Annotated in this window: 14 protein-coding genes; 4 read left to right on the top strand and 10 right to left on the bottom strand. The window is 69.7% G+C overall.

From position 1 onward, the window contains the following. Positions 1-86 precede the first annotated feature (86 nt). Positions 87-1298: a helix-turn-helix domain-containing protein gene (locus tag ACN27A_RS32925; protein WP_421458731.1), complete on the bottom strand. Its 1212-nt coding sequence runs from the start codon at positions 1296-1298 to the stop codon at positions 87-89. 225 nt (positions 1299-1523) lie between these two features. Between ACN27A_RS32925 and ACN27A_RS32920 the strand changes: the two genes are divergently transcribed. Further along, positions 1524-1886, top strand: coding sequence for an effector-associated constant component EACC1 (locus ACN27A_RS32920; RefSeq protein ID WP_421458306.1), 363 nt, complete (start codon positions 1524-1526; stop codon positions 1884-1886). Beyond that, a complete protein-coding gene (locus ACN27A_RS32915) occupies positions 1883-3043 on the top strand; it encodes a caspase family protein (protein ID WP_421458305.1) in 1161 nt (386 codons plus the stop codon). The genes ACN27A_RS32920 and ACN27A_RS32915 overlap by 4 nt, the downstream gene beginning before the upstream one ends. On the opposite strand, the gene ACN27A_RS32910 is transcribed toward ACN27A_RS32915, so the two are convergent. Beyond that, positions 3031-5676: a site-specific DNA-methyltransferase gene (locus ACN27A_RS32910; RefSeq protein WP_421458304.1), complete on the bottom strand. Its 2646-nt coding sequence runs from the start codon at positions 5674-5676 to the stop codon at positions 3031-3033. The two genes, ACN27A_RS32915 and ACN27A_RS32910, sit on opposite strands and share 13 nt — an antisense overlap. 32 nt (positions 5677-5708) lie before the next feature. Next, positions 5709-8771, bottom strand: a complete 3063-nt coding sequence (locus tag ACN27A_RS32905; protein ID WP_421458303.1) for a BPTD_3080 family restriction endonuclease — start codon at positions 8769-8771, stop codon at positions 5709-5711. A gap of 162 nt (positions 8772-8933) precedes the next feature. Here ACN27A_RS32905 and ACN27A_RS32900 point away from each other — a divergent pair, with 162 nt between their 5' ends. Next, complete coding sequence (locus tag ACN27A_RS32900; protein ID WP_421458302.1) at positions 8934-9350, top strand: DNA-binding protein; 417 nt, start codon at positions 8934-8936, stop codon at positions 9348-9350. A gap of 50 nt (positions 9351-9400) precedes the next feature. Further along, a complete protein-coding gene (locus ACN27A_RS32895) occupies positions 9401-9757 on the top strand; it encodes an MmcQ/YjbR family DNA-binding protein (RefSeq protein ID WP_421458728.1) in 357 nt (118 codons plus the stop codon). A 41-nt stretch (positions 9758-9798) separates the two neighbouring features. Here the strand turns inward: ACN27A_RS32895 and argH are convergent, their stop codons facing one another. Genes argH through argJ form a run of 7 tightly spaced genes read right to left on the bottom strand, consistent with a single transcriptional unit; the run spans position 9799 to position 17634 of the window. Further along, entirely contained in the window at positions 9799-11262 is a 1464-nt protein-coding gene (gene argH, locus ACN27A_RS32890) for an argininosuccinate lyase (protein WP_421458726.1), read from the bottom strand. A gap of 14 nt (positions 11263-11276) precedes the next feature. Continuing rightward, a complete protein-coding gene (locus ACN27A_RS32885; protein ID WP_421458301.1) occupies positions 11277-12482 on the bottom strand; it encodes an argininosuccinate synthase in 1206 nt (401 codons plus the stop codon). Beyond that, complete coding sequence (locus tag ACN27A_RS32880) at positions 12479-12994, bottom strand: arginine repressor (RefSeq protein WP_421458300.1); 516 nt, start codon at positions 12992-12994, stop codon at positions 12479-12481. The genes ACN27A_RS32885 and ACN27A_RS32880 overlap by 4 nt, the downstream gene beginning before the upstream one ends. Further along, positions 12991-13968, bottom strand: a complete 978-nt coding sequence (argF, locus tag ACN27A_RS32875; RefSeq protein WP_357579124.1) for an ornithine carbamoyltransferase — start codon at positions 13966-13968, stop codon at positions 12991-12993. Before argF ends, ACN27A_RS32880 begins: the two co-directional genes overlap by 4 nt. Further along, positions 13965-15464, bottom strand: coding sequence for an acetylornithine transaminase (locus ACN27A_RS32870; RefSeq protein ID WP_421458299.1), 1500 nt, complete (start codon positions 15462-15464; stop codon positions 13965-13967). Before ACN27A_RS32870 ends, argF begins: the two co-directional genes overlap by 4 nt. Continuing rightward, the gene (argB, locus tag ACN27A_RS32865) at positions 15461-16465 is read right to left on the bottom strand and encodes an acetylglutamate kinase (RefSeq protein WP_421458298.1); all 1005 of its coding nucleotides are present in this window, start codon (positions 16463-16465) and stop codon (positions 15461-15463) included. Before argB ends, ACN27A_RS32870 begins: the two co-directional genes overlap by 4 nt. Next, the gene (gene argJ, locus ACN27A_RS32860; RefSeq protein ID WP_421458297.1) at positions 16462-17634 is read right to left on the bottom strand and encodes a bifunctional glutamate N-acetyltransferase/amino-acid acetyltransferase ArgJ; all 1173 of its coding nucleotides are present in this window, start codon (positions 17632-17634) and stop codon (positions 16462-16464) included. The genes argB and argJ overlap by 4 nt, the downstream gene beginning before the upstream one ends. Between the last annotated feature and the right edge of the window lie 15 nt (positions 17635-17649).

The following is a 17649-nucleotide window of genomic DNA, read 5'->3' as shown; positions in this document are numbered from 1 at the left end:
AGGACTCCCCGCTGCCATCGCCTGATCACGTTAAGCAGTCGAGTCTTGCCGCCGGGGTACGCGTCGTACCCGGTGACGAGGCGTACCTAGAGGTCAGTGGCACCGATTCGACGTGCGAGGTCGACCGCCTCGGCGCGGATGGCCGCCGGTGCTTCATGGCAAAGCCGGGTGACCATGTCCTGTGCCATCGGTGAGTAGCGGACCGTCTCCGGCGAGGTTGCCTCGGCTCGGGCCAGCAGGTGCAGGGTCGCCTCCCTCGCACCCTCCAGATCGGCCGAGCGGGCCAGCTCCACATAGTGCCGGCCCCGACGCTCTGTCGACGGAATCGACGCCGGGTCAAGGGCGTGGGCGCGGCGCTGCGCCTCGTCCGGATCACCCAGATCCACTGCGCACATGACCGCGTACACGTCGACCAAGGGCCGCGACACCCGGGTCCGCAGGCCCACGAAGCCCTCGGGCAGCGCCCGGTCGACGACCGATCGGGCAGCGTCCCAATCCGACCACGCCCCCTGGTCGCCGGTCCGGGCGCGAGTAAGCGCCCCGCAGAGGTGCAGGTCCGCGAGCATCTCCGCCCATTCAGGACCGCCATTCGACACGCGCGGTTCGATCAGCCCTCGCGCTTCCCGAAGCCGCTCCAGCGCCTCGTCTCCGCGGCCGACCGAGCGCAGCAGGTGCGCGGCATACCAACTGGCCTGTGCGATAGCCAGCGCGTCGTCCGCGTCCAGGGCAGCGGCCATCCCGCGATCGACGGTCAACCACACCAACTCGCGGTCGCCATGCCAGGCCAGGTATGCCTGGGCAAGATGGTAAGTCTGCGCGAGCAGGGCGAGGCTCGCCCGCCGCTCGTCGCCGGAGTGCAGTCGGGCGGCCCGCTGGGTGGCGTCCAGCAGGCCGGGCAGGATCTCCCCCGCCGCCGTGCGCTGGTGCCGAGACGTGTGCCAGGCCTGCCATGCGGAGTCGACCGCGCCCCGTAGGTAGTCGGCGCTCTCTGGTTCACCGTCGAGGATGATGTGCCAGGCGGTCAACGCGCGGCGGACCTCGTGGACTGCGGGATGGCTGACCCGACCGTCGAGAGACAACGCCACGGACGGGCCGAACAGGTCACCGAGGTCCCGAACCCCGAGGTGCGGCGCCAACTGTTGCGCGGCACGCAGGGTCAACGACCGCCGGCCGTTCTCGATGAACTTCACCGTGGTCGCTGAGAGTCCGCTCAAGTTGGCGAGGCGCTCGCGGGAAAGCCCAACTGCTCGACGAAGCCGCTCCAAACGCTGGCCCGGCGTGGGCTGCTTTTGACTGATCACGAAACGACACCTCATCTGATGGGGTACATCGTGTACCTCACCGTACGCGCAGCTCCCTCTGACTGGAAGAGCCGCGAGCCGATCGCCGCCTCGGCGCTGCACCGCCAGCGCTCTAACGTGGGGTCCTTTCACATTGTCGGATAATCAACAGTGTTGCCATCCCGGGACAAGATTCCTCGCGTCCTGCGCGAGCTGACTCTCTCCTTATTGGATAATGGAGTCATGGCATTGATCAACTTGTCGCTGATCGACGGCAGGCCGGGCGAACTGCACTCCCTGTTCAGTTGGCTCCAGCGCACCGATGAACTGCGCGGAAGGGTGCGGACCCTGCCTCGCCAGCCTGGCCCGCACGAGATGGGCGGCGCCGTGGAGATGGTCTCGGTAGCGCTCGGCAGCGGCGGTGCGGGTGCGGTGCTGGTCGGCGCCCTGACAACCTGGTTGCAGACGCGGCGCGCTCGGATCAGCGTGGAGTTCGTTGTCGACGAAGCGGGCGAGACCCTCCGGAGGGTGGAGGTCGAGGCGAGTAATGCAGCCTCAGTCAAAGAGCTGTACGACGCCTTGGCCTCGGACCGGGCGGCGCCATGAGCGCGAGGCTGCCGGATCGGCAGACGTCGCGGGCACTGCTCATCGGGGCGTCGCGCTTCTCCAACGGAGACCTGCACGATCTTCCAGCGGTAGTCAACAACGTGCAGGCGTTGACCGACGTCCTGGCTGATCCGGTTGCCGGCGGCTTTGATCGATCCAGTTGTCGAGTGCTGACCGACCCAACGACACAGCAACAGGTCGGGGACCAGATTGACGCCGTCGTCGACGAGGCGTTGGACACACTCGTGCTGTACTACGCGGGCCACGGCGTGCTCAATCAACGTGGTGACCTGTTCCTGGCCGTCGAAATCACGGACCCCGATCCGCGTCGGGTGCACTACTCGGGCGTGCCCATGGAATGGCTCCGGTCCGCGCTGGCCGACAGCCCGGCGCGCAACCGAATCCTGATCCTGGACTGCTGCTTCTCCGGGCACGCTGCGGAAGCGATGTCGGGCACCACCTCGGCGGTCAACGGAAGGCTCGACATTCGCGGCACGTACACCCTGGCGTCCGCGCCTGCCCACGAAACTGCGGTCGCACCGGTTGGTGCGCAGTTCACCGCCTTCACCGGCGAGCTGTTGAACACTCTGCGGCAGGGCGTTCCGGGCAGCGAACCGCTGCTGACTCTCGGCAACATGTACCCCGCGCTGACCCGGGCGCTGCTGGCGGGCGGCATGCCACGCCCGCAGCGTCTCGGCACCGGCCTGGCCGACCACATCGCACTGACTCGCAACCCCGCCTATCGGCCAGCAGCTCTACCGGCCGCCAAGCCGCAGCCGGTGTCAGAACCGCATCGAAGTCCGAGCGTGCCGCGCCGGCGAGTCGCCGATGAGCAGAATCCGAAGGTCACCGCCGAGTTCCACGCCGCCATGCTGGACGGCTATCGCAGAGCCAAGAAGGAGCTGAACTACAACGCCGCCTACTTCCTGCAAATGGTGCAGGAAGTAGGCGGGCTGGAAGCGGCCCGGCGGCTGATCAGGGCAAGCTCGGTTTCCAGCGGCTTCACCACCCTGTGGGAGAAGGGCCGACTCGACCTCGCCGTGGAGGCGGTGGTGCTACAGGACCGCTTCGCCGGGCTGTTCACCGACGAGGAACTCGATATCGCCCGGAACCGGTTGGCAGAGTACGGCTACCAGCTGCCGGCTCAGACCTCGTAGACCTTGACTACCTCGTCGCCGTAGTGGTTGACCACCTTTACGGCGATCTTTCCTGACTCAGGTCGGGGGAACGGGCGGGACCGGTGACCGTAGAGGCTAGCCCAAGCCGACTCATCGATCTGTGCCCGGAGCGCCTTGCGCAGCCGATCGTACGGATCCAGCCCATCCGGCTTGCCCTCGCTGCCGGCGAAGTAGATGTGCCGGACGAAGAACTCTTCCTCGTTGTAGTCCGTGTCGATCATCCATAGGGCAATGTCATCGACGCCGTTGTCTGGCCGTAGATAACCGGTCGTGGGATTGTAGACATCGACGCCGCGGATTTCCACCACGAGCCCATCCGGTGCTGGGTCGATGGCAATATCCGGCTCGCCGAAAACCGTGAAGAGGTTTGCCGTCCCCGTCTTCTTCAACAGCGTGTCGCCCATCGCCAGGTCCGCGTTCATCCGGACCAGCAGAACAGGAAGCCGGCCGAGCTGGCGCTGCTCCGCGACCGTGGCGAAGTCGTCGCCCTCCGGTGCAAACTCACCGACGGCCTCGCTGGCACGCCCGCCAAAGCCGAACGCGCACACCAGTAGCAGGTCGAAACCGACACCCCGTATCGCCTCCCGGGCCGCATCCTTGACCCAGTCAGCATCCACCGTGCCGTACTGCGGGCCAACACTCACCGCGATCCGCGCCGAGGTGCCATCGTCGTTGCGGCGGGCAGCTTCCGCATGGATGAGTTTTCCCGGGTGCGGGGCCAACGACACGAACTCCAGCCGTTCGTTCCGCCAGCCGTTCTGCACGCCGGCTTTGGCAAGGTTGTCCAGGATCGTCTTGTGGTACGCGTTCACGTCAGTGCCACTGGCCTGTTCATCGCCCACCGAGAACGTCGCCGGGCGGTGTGGTGACAGGCTCTCGACGGTGAATTTGCCGGCAACGCGGACCCGCTTCTTGTCCTCGTACGGCCGATCATAGAGCAGTTCATAATCAGCGTGCCGGGCAATCGCCGCGTCGATCTCCGTAGGGCTCATACCCTCCTTGATGTCCGGATTGTTGGCGATGGACTTGAGGGTTACGTGCGGCACCCGCTCGTAGACAAATCCCCTACGGACGTCATGACCGGGCAAGGTGGGCGGCGGCTCAGCACCGGACAACTCCCGTTCCTTAGCCCGGCCCTCAATGGAGTCGGCGAGCAGGTAAGCCGGATATTTGGCCCCAATCAACCGCTGCCGCGCAAGGGTGATCGCGACTCGGGAGGTATCAATGGTGATCCATCGTCGCCCCCACTGCTCAGCCACGTACGCAGTGGTTCCAGATCCACAAGTCGGATCCAGCACCAAGTCCCCCGGGTCGGTGCACATCAACATGCACCGCTCCGGCACCTTAGTCCCCGTCTGGACAACGTAGACTTTTTCTCCGGGCCTACCCGCGACACCGGTATCGGCCCAGATTGTGTTGATAGTCAGAGCGGGAAAGTCGTCCATAAATCGCAGGTAGGCTAACGAATTGGCGCGTGGAACAACTCGCCCCGCCGCAACGAGACGTTGCATGCCCTCGCGGTGCGTCTTCCACTCGCCGGCCCCCGGCAGGAACTCTCGACCGTCAATGACAATTGGATAGTATCCGGTACGGTTCTCCCGCACCCGAGGGGAGGTCATGTTATCAAGACGGAAGGGCCTGCCCTTCGGCGATGTGCCGGCGGGTGCGATTGTGCCATCCGGCAGGTACTCCTGACGATATTCACCACCGCCAGCACCCTTGATCGATTTGAGCTCAAAAAGGCGATTGAATTTAAGTGAGTCGCGATTCTTCCCAAACCACAGAATATAATCAGATGTGCCGGGCAGGAACTGCGCTGTGGCTCCAGACGTCTTCGCAAAGGTAATCTGAGCCACGAAGTTTTCCGGGCCAAAAATTTCGTCGAGGAGGCAGCGAACCAGGTGGACGTTCTCGTCGCCGATCTGGACGAAGATGCTGCCGGACTCGGTGAGAAGGTCGCGGGCGATCAACAGCCGGTCCCGCAGGTACGCCAGGTAGGAGTTGATTCCCAGCTCCCACGTGTCCCGGAATGCCTTGATCTGCTCAACCTCGCGGGTCACATCGGCGAGGTTGCCGTCCTTGACGTCCCGCTTACGCGCCGACATCTGCCAGTTGGAGCCGAACCTGATGCCGTACGGCGGGTCGATATAGATCATCTGGACCTTGCCGCGCAAGCGTTCCTTTTCCGCCAGGGACGCCATGACCCGTAGCGAGTCGCCGAGGATCATCCGGTTCGACCAGTTGGCCTCGTGCTGGTAATACTCGACGGACTGCCATTCGTCCAGACCATCGAAGTCAGCGTAGTCGTCGGCGAAGAGTCCGAGTTGTTCGTTCTCGCGAGGGCGGGATTTTTCGGTGACCCTCCGCATCTCCTCGACTAGGGCGCGCGGGGCGATCTTCTCCTGGATGTAGATCGGCGGGGCCTCGACCACCAGGTCTTCGGCGTTCTGTTCCTCCTTGCCGATCCAGACGAGTTGCGGGTCCAGGCTCGGATCGCGCTCCTTGACGACCTGCTCGATCCGGGCGGCGTCGGGCGAGAGGAACTCCTGACCATCCGCCGTCGGCAGATGCACTCGCCGGTCGGTCGGGTGCGCGATCGCCTGCACGGGCACGCTGGCGACAGGCTTACGACTTCTCGGGGGCATCAGACCAGCTCCTCTTCGGCGGGTACGACATCCGTGAGCGTCGACGCGCCTTGCAGCTTGAACAGCGCTTCGATGGCGGGTCGGAGATCTCGTTTGGCGGTGGTCGGGTCACGAAGCTCGCAGAAGCTCCAGCGCCCAAAGGTGCCGCTGTTGTTGACCGCCGGCACCCAGAGATTACGGGCGGCCCACGCCTTCTGCGCCGCCTCGGCCTGCGATTTGCGTCCACCGGACACCTCGACGATCAGGGTGCGGGGGATCTCGTCGCCAACATCGGCCAGCTTGACCAGGAAGTCAGGGTAGAACCGCCGGCTCCGGCCGGCATGCTCGTACGGGATGAAGAAGTCGAGGTGGTCGTTGCGGACGTACGCGACGACCTGGTCCTCTGGCAACGACTCGATCGCCTGCGCCACCGCCCGCTCCCAGGCGTTACCGTCCTTGCCGTCCAGCGTCACGAGGTTGACCTGGCACCGCCTCGGGTCCGTCGGCCAGACCTCCCGGGTCGTCCGGAAGTCCACACTCGACGTTGTGCCGATCGGCTCGGTCGTCCGCAGCACCGGCAGCACCCAGCGCTCCCGCCGGCCGTCCTGCCACGTGATCGACTGCCAGATCTTCTCCACCGCCTCAGCCTCGCGCAGCAGGATGAGACCGATCGCCTGGTCGTCGCGTAGGTCGACACAGCGCCGCAGCCACTCCTGGGTGATCTCCAGCACTTGCGGGAAGTACCACGGCCGCAGATCGCCCTCCTCGGTGCGCAGCTTGCGCTTGAGCACCTCGGTGGCCAGCCGGTACGCCACAAACTGTCCCCGATAGCGCTTCAACCGCTCAAGGTCGTGGACGTCCTCCTCGCCGACCTGCCCCGCCACCGTGGTCTTTGTCGGCAGGTCGGCCCGGGAGAGGGCCATCCGCAGGTCCGGGTCCGAGAACTCGGGCACCAGCCGCTCGTCGGGCACCTCCAGGTGGTAGCCGACCACCCGAGGGAAGGTAATTTCCAGCTTGCTCGCGTCCCGGTCGGGCTCAGCCCGCACGTTGCGAACCGGCTTCATCGGCAGTTCGCGGGACACGGCGACGGTGGGGATGAACTGAAACGGAACGCCGTAGACATCCGCATACTCGGGGGTGAACATGCCGTTCTCGTCGGCGACGTACGAGCGTCGCCGCAGGCCTCGCCCGACCACCTGTTCGCACAGCAGTTGAGTGCCGAAGGCTCGCACTCCCAAAATGTGGGTGACCGTGTTGGCATCCCACCCCTCCGTCAGCATGGAGACGCTGACGACGCACCGCACGGGTTCACCGAGCTTTCCCGGCTTGCCGACGGTGTTCATCACCTCTCGCATCAGATCCGCATCGTCGATATCGTCGGCGGTACGGCCGGGGAACCGATCCGCGTACTCCTGCTTGAACTCGGCGATCTCCCGGCCCGCCGCACGGCGGAACTCCGGTGACAGGCTCCCGGACTCGAACTCCGCTGCGTCAACGAGGATCGTCCGCGGTCGTTGCAGCCACTGCCCATCCGTCACGTTGCTGAACAGGGGAAGCTGTCCAGAGGTCGGCAGCAGGGCGCCACCCTGTTCACGGTCGTAGCCGCTGATCCAGTCGTAGACCGCCTTCGAGATCGTCGTATTGCTGCAGACGACGATGAACACGGGCGGCGGTTGCCCGTGCGCTGCGGCCGCTGACTTCTCCCATGCCTCGAACGCCGTCACGTATGAGCCGTAGAGGCTGTGCAGGGCGGCGGTCAGCGTGCCGGGCAGGTCCATTGCGGTGAAGCCCTGGTTGGACCTACGCCCGCCCTTGGGCAGGGCGTCCCGTACCTCCTGCCACAGATTCAGGTACGTCACCCGGTTGGCCACCCGGTCGTCGTCCACTGGCACGCGGGGAATCTTGACGATGCCGGCCTCGATGGCGTCGATCAGGGAGAAGTCGCTGACCGTCCAAGGGAAGAGCGTGCCCTCGCGGTAGCCGGAGCCGGCCAGGAAGAACGGCGTCGCGGAGAGGTCGTACACCTTCTTTATGCCGACCTTGGCCCGGATAGCCTCCAGGCCACTGAACCAGACCCGGGCCTCCTCGGCCCGGTCGGCGGCCTCCTTACGCTCCTCGCCGCGCAGGTTCTCGACGGTGTCGGCGTCCGGCTCGGGGTCGCCGATCCGCCCCCGGTAGCAGTGGTGCGCCTCGTCATTGAAGACGACGATCTCCGAAGACCCGCCGAGTTCGCGCAGCACCCGGCTGACCATCTGCGCGGGCGTCTCCTGGAAGGGGTTGGGCCTCCCGGGCGCTACCAGGAGCTTGGTGTTGCCGGTCGCGTTGCGACCGAACCGGGTCTCACGAAGCTGGAAGGCGTGGAAGTTGGTGATAACGATCTTCGCCTGACCAAGGTCGTCAGCGAACTCGATCGGCACCAGGTCCCGCTCGCGGTAGTAGTTGCCGGCGTCTTCGGGCAACAGCACTCGCAACCGGTCGCGGATGGTGAGGCCGGGCGTCACCACGAGGAACCGCTTGGCGAACGTCCTGTCGTACGGCGCGTGCACCTTGTTGATCGTCTGCCAAGCGATCAACATGGCCATCACGACCGTCTTACCGGTGCCGGTCGCCATCTTCAGCGCGACGCGCGGCATCCCGTTGTTGTACTCGGCGTTGTGCGCGTCCAGATCGTTGTTGATCCAACTCCCGTGCCACTTGGTCGCGCCCTCGGCCAGGAAGATCGCCGTTTCGACGGCTTCGAGCTGGCAGAACAGGAGTTTGTTGTCCCGCTCCGGATCACTCCAGTACTCCAGCAGGCGTCGCGTCACCGGCGTCACGTTCGGCCAGCCGGCCTCTCGCCAGGCGTCGACACGTTCACGGACGTCGTTGACCTGCTTGTTGGGCTTGATGTCGTCTTCGGTGAAGACCTGCAACTCGAGTTGCTGACCCCGCTTGCGGGGCCGGGGCACCGGGATGAAGAAGCTTGACGGGCGCCGCTGCTCCTCGATCCGCTCGGTGATGCCGTCGCGGTCGAAGGCAAAATGGCGGGTCGGCCGCCCATACGGTGAGTTGATGATCGGGTTGTCGATGACCCGGTCGCTCACCGCGAGACCTCCCGGTTGAGTGGATGTTGCAGAACAGAGCGACAGCCTATACCGGGCGTTAGGCCCCTCGACGCAGCACCTACCCCTCACATAGAGTGCAGAGCGACTCGAACTTTCAACAATAAGTTGACAACCTTAAGTTGAGGCGCTTGAATCGATGGCATGTCTGATGCTTTCGTTACGCCTGACGCCTCCCGCGCCCGCGCCGAGCGCACGTACGCGGCGCTGCACCGGATCACGGAGCGGCACGCCGACACCGAGACGCGGCGCCGCCGACACACCAATCCCTACGTGCCGGACACCTACGAGGCGGTCGCGCTCGTCACCGCCCTGGCCGCCGGCGGGGCCGAGGTCGAGGCCGACGAGGAGCCCGTCGACGAGGCGGACCTCGTCGCGGCGCTCACCCTCGTCCCGCACCTGCGCGCCGAGGTCGACACCATGGAGGCGGGGCTGCTGACGCTGGCCCGCAGCCGCGGACTGACCTGGCAGCAGATCGCGTACGGGCTCGGGCTGGGCAGCGCGCAGGCCGCCAAGCAGCGCTTCGAACGGCTCTCCGCCCGCACCGCCACCACCGAATGACGCCGCCGATGGACGAGACTGGGCGCGGGATCGGTGTCGAGGAGGACGCGATGACGCGCGAGGAGATGCTGGCGTACTGCCTGGGCAAGCCGGGGGCCTGGCTGGACCAGCCGTGGGAGGGCGACGAGGTGGTGAAGGTCGGCAGCCGGATCTTCGCCTTCCTCGGCTCCGCCGGCGGCGACGAGCCGACCGTCGGGGTGAAGTGCGGCCCGAGCCGGGAGGTGGCCGACGAGTGGCTGCACCGGCACCCGGGCGACGCGCGGCCGTCGCCGTACATCGGGCGCGCCGGCTGGAACACGCTGCGCCTGGCCGGCGGGATCGACGAGGAGGAGCTGATCGAGGCGGTCGACGCCTCGTACGACGCGGTGGTGGCGAAGCTGCCGAAGCGGGAGCGCCCGGCGGGCTGAACCCCGCGCGGCCTCCGTGGCGGCCGCGCGGGGTCGGCGACTCAGCGGGGTACGACCCGCTCGGCGGCCCACTCCCGCCAGCCGGCGAGCTTGTCGGCGGCGGTGGCGAGCTGGTCGGCGACCGGTCCGGGACCGGTGGAGCCGGGCGTGGTCCGGGCGGCGAGCGCCGAGCGGACCGAGAGCACGTCGCGCACCGACGGGTCGAGGTGCTCGCTGACCGCCGCGAGGTCGTCGTCGCTGACCTCGTCGAGGGCGCAGTCCCGGGCCACGCAGAGCGCCACCAGCCGCCCGGTGATCTCGTGCGCGTCGCGGAACGGCACGTTGCGGCGCACCAGCCAGTCCGCGACCTCGGTGGCGAGGGAGAACCCGACCGGCGCGGCGGCCACGAGCCGGTCGGCGCGTACCGTCATCGTGGAGATCATCCCGGCGAGCGCCGGCAGCAGCAGCTCCAGGGTGTCGACCGCGTCGAAGGCCGGCTCCTTGTCCTCCTGCATGTCCCGGTCGTAGGTCATCGGCAGGCCCTTGAGCATGGTGAGCACGCTCATCAGCCCGCCGACCAGCCGGCCGGACTTGCCCCGGGCCAGCTCGGCGATGTCCGCGTTCTTCTTCTGCGGCATGATCGACGAACCGGTGGCGAACGCGTCGTCCAGCTCCACCCAGCCGAACTCCTGCGACGTCCAGAGCACCACCTCCTCGCCGAGGCGGGACAGGTGCACGCCGATCATCGCGGTGACGAAGAGGAACTCGGCGACGAAGTCCCGGTCGGCGACCGCGTCCATCGAGTTGGCGAAGGACGTGCGGAAGCCCAACTCCTTGGAGACGGCCACCGGGTCCAGCGGCAGGCCGGAACCGGCGAGCGCGCCCGCGCCGAGCGGGCTGACCGCCGTGCGGTGGTCCCAGTCGCTCAGCCGCTCCAGGTCGCGCAGCAGCGGCTGCACGTGGGCCAGCAGCCAGTGCCCGAACGTGACCGGCTGGGCGTGCTGCAGGTGCGTCATGCCCGGTGCGGCGGTCTCCACGTGCCGCTCGGCCTGCTCGACCAGGGCCTCGGCCAGCTCCACCAGCCGACCGGCCACACCCCGGGCGTGGTCGCGCAGGTAGAGCCGCAGGTCGGTGGCGACCTGGTCGTTGCGGGACCGGCCGGCGCGCAGCTTGCCGCCGAGGCTGCCGAGCCGCTCCAGCAGGCCGCGCTCCAGGGCGGTGTGCACGTCCTCGTCGTCGACCGTGGGACGGAACTGCCCGGAGGCGCAGGCGGCCTCCAGGTCGTCCAGGGCGGCGAGGATGCGGCCCAGTTCGTCCGGGTCGAGCAGGCCGGCCCCCGCGAGCACCCGGGCGTGCGCCCGGGACGCCGCGATGTCGTACGGGGCCAGCCGCCAGTCGAACTGCACGCTCACCGACAGGCGGGCCAGGGCCTCGGCGGGGCCGCCGGCGAATCGGCCGCCCCACAGGCTCGTGCGGTTGGTGGCGGCGCTGTTCTCGGTCAGGCTCTTGTCGTCCACGGCGCCCATTCTGGTGGTCATGGTCAGCAGCCGCCCAACCGGGCGTCCCGTGCGGCGGCCATCTCGCTGGGCAGGCCCCACAGCCGCACGAAGCCCTTCGCCAGGGACTGGTCGAAGGTGTCGCCGGTGTCGTAGGTGGCCATGCCGAAGTCGTAGAGGCTGGCCTCGGAACGGCGTCCGGTGACGGTGGCCCGGCCGCCGTGCAGGGTCAGCCGTACCTCGCCGGTGACGTGCCGCTGCGCGTCGTCGATGAACGCGTCCAGCGCGCGCTTCAGCGGCGAGAACCAGAGGCCGTCGTAGACCAGCTCCCCCCAGCGCTGGTCGACGCCGCGCTTGAACCGGGCCAGGTCCCGCTCCACGGTCACCGCCTCCAGCTCCTGGTGGGCGGTGATCAGCGCGATCGCGCCCGGCGCCTCGTACACCTCGCGGCTCTTGATGCCGACGAGGCGGTCCTCGACCATGTCGAGCCGGCCGACGCCCTGCGCGCCCGCGCGCCGGTTGAGCTCCCGGATCGCCTGGTACGGGGTGACGGTCTCGCCGTCGATCGCCACCGGGACGCCGGCGTCGAAGGTGATCACGACCTCGTCGGCGTCGCGCTCCTGCGCCGGGTCGCAGGTGTACGAGTAGAGGTCCTCGACGGGCGCGTTCCAGATGTCCTCCAGGAAGCCCGTCTCGACGGCGCGGCCCCACAGGTTCTGGTCGACGGAGTACGGCGACTTCGCCGACACGTCGATCGGCAGCCCCTTCTCCTCGGCGAAGGCGATCGCCTTGTCCCGCGTCCACGCGAAGTCCCGGGCCGGTGCCACGATCCTCAGGTCGGGGGCGAGCGCGCCGAGGCCGACCTCGAAACGGACCTGGTCGTTGCCCTTGCCGGTGCAGCCGTGCGACACGATGGTGCCGCCGTGCCTGCGGGCCGCGGCCACCAGGTGCGTGACGATCAGCGGCCGGGACAGCGCGGAGACCAACGGGTAGCGGTCCATGTAGAGCGCGTTCGCGCGGATGGCCGGCAGGCAGTACCCGGCGGCGAACTCGTCGCGCGCGTCGATGACCTCCGACTCCACGGCGCCGCAGTCCAGGGCGCGCTGCCGGATGGCGTCGAGGTCCTCGCCGCCCTGCCCGACGTCCACCGCCACGGCGATCACCTCGGCGCCGGTCTCCTCGGCCAGGTACGGGATGGCGACGGAGGTGTCGAGCCCTCCGGAGTAGGCGAGCACGACCCGCTCGGTCATGGTGTGCTGTTCCCTTCGGCGTTCTCTTCGCGGCGGGCCCAGCCGGCGAGCTTGTCGCCGAGCGCGGCCCCGCCGACGGCCTCGCGGGCCACGACGAGGATGGTGTCGTCGCCGGCGATGGTGCCGACGACCTCGGGCAGGCCCGCCCGGTCCAACGCGCTGGCCAGGTAGTGGGCTGCGCCCGGCGGGGTGCGCAGTACGGCGATGTTGCCGCTGGCGTCGACCCCGTTGAGCAGCTCGCGCAGCAGCCGGACCAGCCGGGCCGGTGCCGCCTCGGCGTCGCGCAGCGGCCGGTGGCCGTCCTCGGGGATGAGGTAGACGGCCCGCCCGTCGCCGCCGCGCGCGGTGACCGCGCCCAGTTCCTTGAGGTCCCGGGAGAGGGTGGCCTGGGTGACCTGGATGCCGTCGCCGGAGAGCAGGTCGGCCAGCTCGGTCTGCGAGTGGATCGCCTTGTCGCGGATCAGCTCGACGATGCGGGCGTGCCGGGCGGCACGGGTCAGCGGGGCGGTCATGGTGTCTCCCTGGTCGCGGCGACGCCCGGCGCCGCCGCGTCCGGGGCGGCGGGCGCGGCCCCGAGGAGGAACGTCAGCAGCGCCTTCTGGGCGTGCAGCCGATTCTCCGCCTGGTCGAACACGACGCTCTGCGGGCCGTCGAGCACCTCGTCGGTGATCTCCTCACCCCGGTGCGCGGGCAGGCAGTGCAGTACGACGGCGTCGGGCGCGGCGTGCCCGAGCAGCGCGGCGTTGACCTGGTACGGCAGGAACGGGGTGATCCGGTCCAGCCCGTCGTCCTCCTGCCCCATCGACGTCCAGGTGTCCGTGGCGACCACGTCGGCGCCGGCCACCGCCGCCACCGGATCGGTCAGCGCCTGCACCGAACCCCCGGTGCCGGCGGCGATCTTCGCGGCCCGGGCGACCACCTCAGGGTCGGGGCCGAAGCCCGCCGGCCCGGCGACCCGCACGTGCATGCCGGCGGTCGCCCCGGCCAGCAGGTACGAGTGGGCGAGGTTGTTCGCCGCGTCGCCGACGTACGCCAGCGTCCGCCCGGCGGTGCCGCCGCAGTGCTCACGGACGGTGAGCAGGTCGGCCAGGAGCTGGCAGGGATGGAAGCCGTCGGTGAGCGCGTTGACCACCGGCACGCTGGCGCCGTCGGCCACCTCGGCGATCCGGTCGTCGCCATGGGTACGCAGCACGATCGCCGCGACGTAACGGGACAGCACCCGGCCGGCGTCGGCCAGGGTCTCGCCCCGCCCGAAGTGGGTGACCTGGGTGTCCACCACGAGGGGGTGCCCACCCAGCTCGGCGATGCCGACGTCGAACGAGAACCGGGTCCGCAGGCTCTGCTTGTCGAACAGCACCGCCACCGACCGGGGCCCGGCCAGCGGCCGGTGACCGAACCGGTCGGCCTTCATCCGCGCAGCCAGATCGAGCACGGCCGACTGCTCGGCGGGGCTCAGGTCGTCGTCCCGCAGGAAGTGCCGGATCACGCCCCCGCCTCCGTCGTGCTCGACATCGCCCCGCCGCCGGTGGACGGCCTCGGCGCGGTGGGCAGGGTGGGCGGCGTGGACACGGTGGACGGCGTCAACGCGGCCGGCGCGGTGGGTGCGGTGGGTGCGGTGGGTGCGGTGGGGGGCGTCGAGATCTTGGTAGGTTCCGGCCCCTGGAGGGGCGGTTTCTCACCAAGATCCGACGCGGAGCCGGTGGAGTCGGTGGAGCCGGCGGCGGCAGCCGGGGATGCGCCGGCAGTCGCCGGGACGGAGGCGGCAGCCGGGAGGAAGGCGTTAGCGGCAGCGGCAGGGACCGTGCCGGCGGCGGCCGGGGACGCCGCGTCGAGGGCGGCCGGGAGGGCGGCCAGGAAGTCGTCGGCCTGGGCGACGGTGAGGATCAGCGGCGGTGCGAGCCGTAGCACGCCGGGCTGCGCCGGGTTGGCCAGGAAGCCGGCCTCCCGCAGCGCCTCGGCGAGCACCTTCGCGACGGGCGCGGTGAGCACGACGCCGAGCAGCAGGCCCGCGCCGCGTACGTTGTCGACCAGCGGGTGGTCGAGCGCCTCGATCCCCCGGCGCAGCCGCTCGCCGACCCGCGTGACGTGGTCGAGCAGCCCCTCGCTGGCGATGGTCGACACCACCGCGAGGGCGGCGGCGCAGCTCACCGGGTTGCCGCCGAAGGTGGTGCCGTGCGAGCCGGGGGCCAGCAGCTCGGCGGCCCGGCCGAAGGCCAGGCAGGCGCCGATGGGCAGCCCGCCGCCGAGCCCCTTGGCCAGGGTCACCACGTCGGGCTCGATCCCCTCGGCCTGGTGCGCGAACCAGTGCCCGGTACGCCCGACACCGGTCTGCACCTCGTCGAGCACCAGCAGCGCGCCGTGCCGGGCGGTGATCCGGCGCGCGGCGGCCAGGTAGCCGGCCGGCGGGACCACCACGCCGTTCTCCCCCTGGATCGGCTCCAGGATCACCATCGCGGTGGCGTCGGTGACCGCCGCCTCCAGGGCTGCCACGTCGCCGTAGTCGACGTGGGTCACCTCACCGGGCAGCGGGCGGAACGGATCGGCCTTGGCCGGCTGGCCGGTGAGGGCGAGCGCGCCCATCGTCCGGCCGTGGAAGCCGCCCCGGGTGGCGACCACGTGCGTGCGGCCCGTCAGCCGGGAGAGCTTGAACGCCGCCTCGTTGGCCTCCGCGCCCGAGTTGGCGAAGAAGACCCGTCCCGGCCGCCCGGCCAGGGCCAGCAGCAGCTCGGCGAGGGCCACCGGCGGTTCGGCGACGTAGAGGTTCGAGACGTGCCCCAGGGTGGCGACCTGCTTCGACACGGCGGCCACCACGGCCGGGTGGGCGTGACCGAGGGCGTTGACCGCGATGCCGCCGACGAGGTCGACGTACTCCCGGCCGGCGTCGTCGACCACGACGGCGCCGGAGCCGGCGACGAGGGCGAGCGGCGGCGTGCCGTAGTTGTCCATCATGGACTGCGCCCAGCGCTCGACGAGCGTGCTCATCCGGCGATCGTGCCTTCCTGGTTGGCGGCGGCGGAGCTGACAGGCCCGCTCCGCGCGCTGACGGTGTCCGGTTCGTTCGCGACCGCGGGGCTTGGTCGCTCCGCTCCCGCACTCCTCGCGCGAACGACCATGGTGCCGAATCCTTCCGAGGTGAAGACCTCCAGCAGCGTGGAGTGGGCGACCCGGCCGTCCACGACGTGCGCGGCCGGCACGCCCTGCCGCACCGCCCGCAGGCACGCCTCCATCTTCGGGACCATGCCGCTGGACAGCGACGGCAGCAGGGCCGCCAGTTCGTCGACGGTGATCTCGCTGATCAGGCTGTCGGTGTCGGGCCAGTCGGCGTAGAGACCCGGCACGTCGGTGAGGACGACCAGCTTGCGGGCGTCGAGGGCGACGGCGAGCGCGGCGGCGGCGGTGTCGGCGTTCAGGTTGTGCAGCACCCCGTCGGCGTCGGGCGCCACGGTGGAGATCACCGGGATGCGGCCGGCCCCGATCAGGTCGGTGACCGCCGAGACGTCGACCGATTCGACGTCGCCGACCTGCCCGACGTCGACCGGTTCCCCGTCCACGTACGCGGGCCGCCGCACGGCGGTGAACAGCCCGGCGTCCTCGCCGGAGAGGCCCACCGCGAACGGGCCGTGGGCGTTGATCAGGCCGACGAGTTCCCGGCCGACCTGGCCGACCAGGACCATCCGGACCACGTCCATCGCCTCCGGGGTGGTGACCCGCAGGCCGCCCCGGAACTCGCTGGCGATGCCCAGCCGGCCGAGCATGGCGGAGATCTGCGGGCCGCCCCCGTGCACCACGACCGGCCGCAGGCCGGCGTAGCGCAGGAAGACCATGTCGGCGGCGAAGGCCCGTTGGAGCTCGGGGTCGACCATGGCGTTGCCGCCGTACTTGACCACGACGGTCGAGCCGGAGAAGCGGGCCAGCCAGGGCAGCGCCTCGATCAGCGTGGCCGCCTTGACCTGGGCGCGGGCGAGGTCGGTGGAGAGGCTCATGTCGAGTAGGCCGAGTTCTCGTGCACGTACGCGTGGGACAGGTCGTTGGTCCAGATCGTGGCCTCGGCGGCGCCGGCGTGCAGGTCGATGCGGATGGTGACGTCCCGGCCGGTCAGGTCGACCTTCGACCGGTCCTCGGCGGCGGCGCCGGAGCGGCACACCCAGACGCCGTTGACGGCGACGTCGACGCCGTCGGGCTCGAACGCGGCGGCGGTGGTGCCGACGGCGGCGAGGATCCGGCCCCAGTTCGGGTCGTTGCCGAACAGCGCGGTCTTGACCAGGTTGTTGCGGGCCACCGAGCGACCCACCTCGACTGCGTCGTCCTCGCTGGCCGCGCCGACCACGTCGATGGCGATCTGCTTGGTGGCGCCCTCGGCGTCGGCGATGAGCTGCTGGGCCAGGTCGTGGGCGGCGGCGGTGACCGCGGCGGTCAGCTCGGCCGGGGTCGGCGCGATGCCGCTCGCGCCACTGGCCAGCAGCAGCACCGTGTCGTTCGTCGACATGCAGCCGTCGGAGTCGATCCGGTCGAAGGTGACCCGGCACGCCTCCCGCAGGGCGGCGTCGAGGTCCTCCGGCCCGGCCACCGCGTCGGTGGTCAGCACGCAGAGCATGGTGGCCATCGCCGGCGCGAGCATGCCGGCGCCCTTGGCCATGCCGCCGACGGTCCAGCCGCTGCCCCGGGCCACCGCCGTCTTGGGCCGGGTGTCCGTGGTCATGATGGCCTCGGCCGCCGCCGGGCCGCCGTCGCGCGCCAGCCGGCGGATCGCCGAGCGTACGCCGGGAAGCAGCTTGCCCATCGGCAGCCGCTCGCCGATCAGCCCGGTCGAGCAGACCGCCACGTCGGCGGCGCCCAGCATCAGCCGTGGGCTGGCCGCGGTGAGCGCGGCGGCGGTGTGCTCGGCCGTGGCGTGGGTGTCCTGGAAGCCGGCCGGGCCCGTGCAGGCGTTGGCGCCGCCGGAGTTGAGGATCACGGCGCGCGCCACGCCGCCGCGCACCACCTGCTGCGTCCAGAGCACCGGCGCGGCCTTGACCCGGTTCGCGGTGAACACACCGGCGACACCGGCGTCCGGGCCGTCGTTGACGACCAGCGCGACGTCGCTCGCGCCGCTGGTCTTGAGCCCGGCGGCCACCCCGGCCGCCCGGAACCCCCGTGGAGTCGTGACGCTCACTGCACCAGTCCTTCG

Origin of the sequence: Micromonospora sp. WMMD737, from assembly GCF_049179055.1 — a bacterium.
GTDB lineage: Bacteria > Actinomycetota > Actinomycetes > Mycobacteriales > Micromonosporaceae > Micromonospora > Micromonospora reichwaldensis.
The sequence above is the reverse complement of the archived record's forward strand: the minus strand, read 5'-3'. Positions and strand labels throughout refer to the sequence as shown.

Excerpts from the sequence above, each read along its gene's own strand:
- ACN27A_RS32920 (WP_421458306.1), top strand. The coding sequence starts at position 1,524 with ATGGCATTGATCAACTTGTCGCTGATCGACGGCAGGCCGGGCGAACTG.
- ACN27A_RS32915 (WP_421458305.1), top strand. The coding sequence starts at position 1,883 with ATGAGCGCGAGGCTGCCGGATCGGCAGACGTCGCGGGCACTGCTCATC.
- ACN27A_RS32900 (WP_421458302.1), top strand. The coding sequence starts at position 8,934 with ATGTCTGATGCTTTCGTTACGCCTGACGCCTCCCGCGCCCGCGCCGAG.
- ACN27A_RS32895 (WP_421458728.1), top strand. The coding sequence starts at position 9,401 with ATGACGCGCGAGGAGATGCTGGCGTACTGCCTGGGCAAGCCGGGGGCC.
- argH (WP_421458726.1), bottom strand. The coding sequence starts at position 11,262 with ATGGGCGCCGTGGACGACAAGAGCCTGACCGAGAACAGCGCCGCCACC.
- ACN27A_RS32885 (WP_421458301.1), bottom strand. The coding sequence starts at position 12,482 with ATGACCGAGCGGGTCGTGCTCGCCTACTCCGGAGGGCTCGACACCTCC.
- ACN27A_RS32880 (WP_421458300.1), bottom strand. The coding sequence starts at position 12,994 with ATGACCGCCCCGCTGACCCGTGCCGCCCGGCACGCCCGCATCGTCGAG.
- ACN27A_RS32870 (WP_421458299.1), bottom strand. The coding sequence starts at position 15,464 with ATGAGCACGCTCGTCGAGCGCTGGGCGCAGTCCATGATGGACAACTAC.
- argB (WP_421458298.1), bottom strand. The coding sequence starts at position 16,465 with ATGAGCCTCTCCACCGACCTCGCCCGCGCCCAGGTCAAGGCGGCCACG.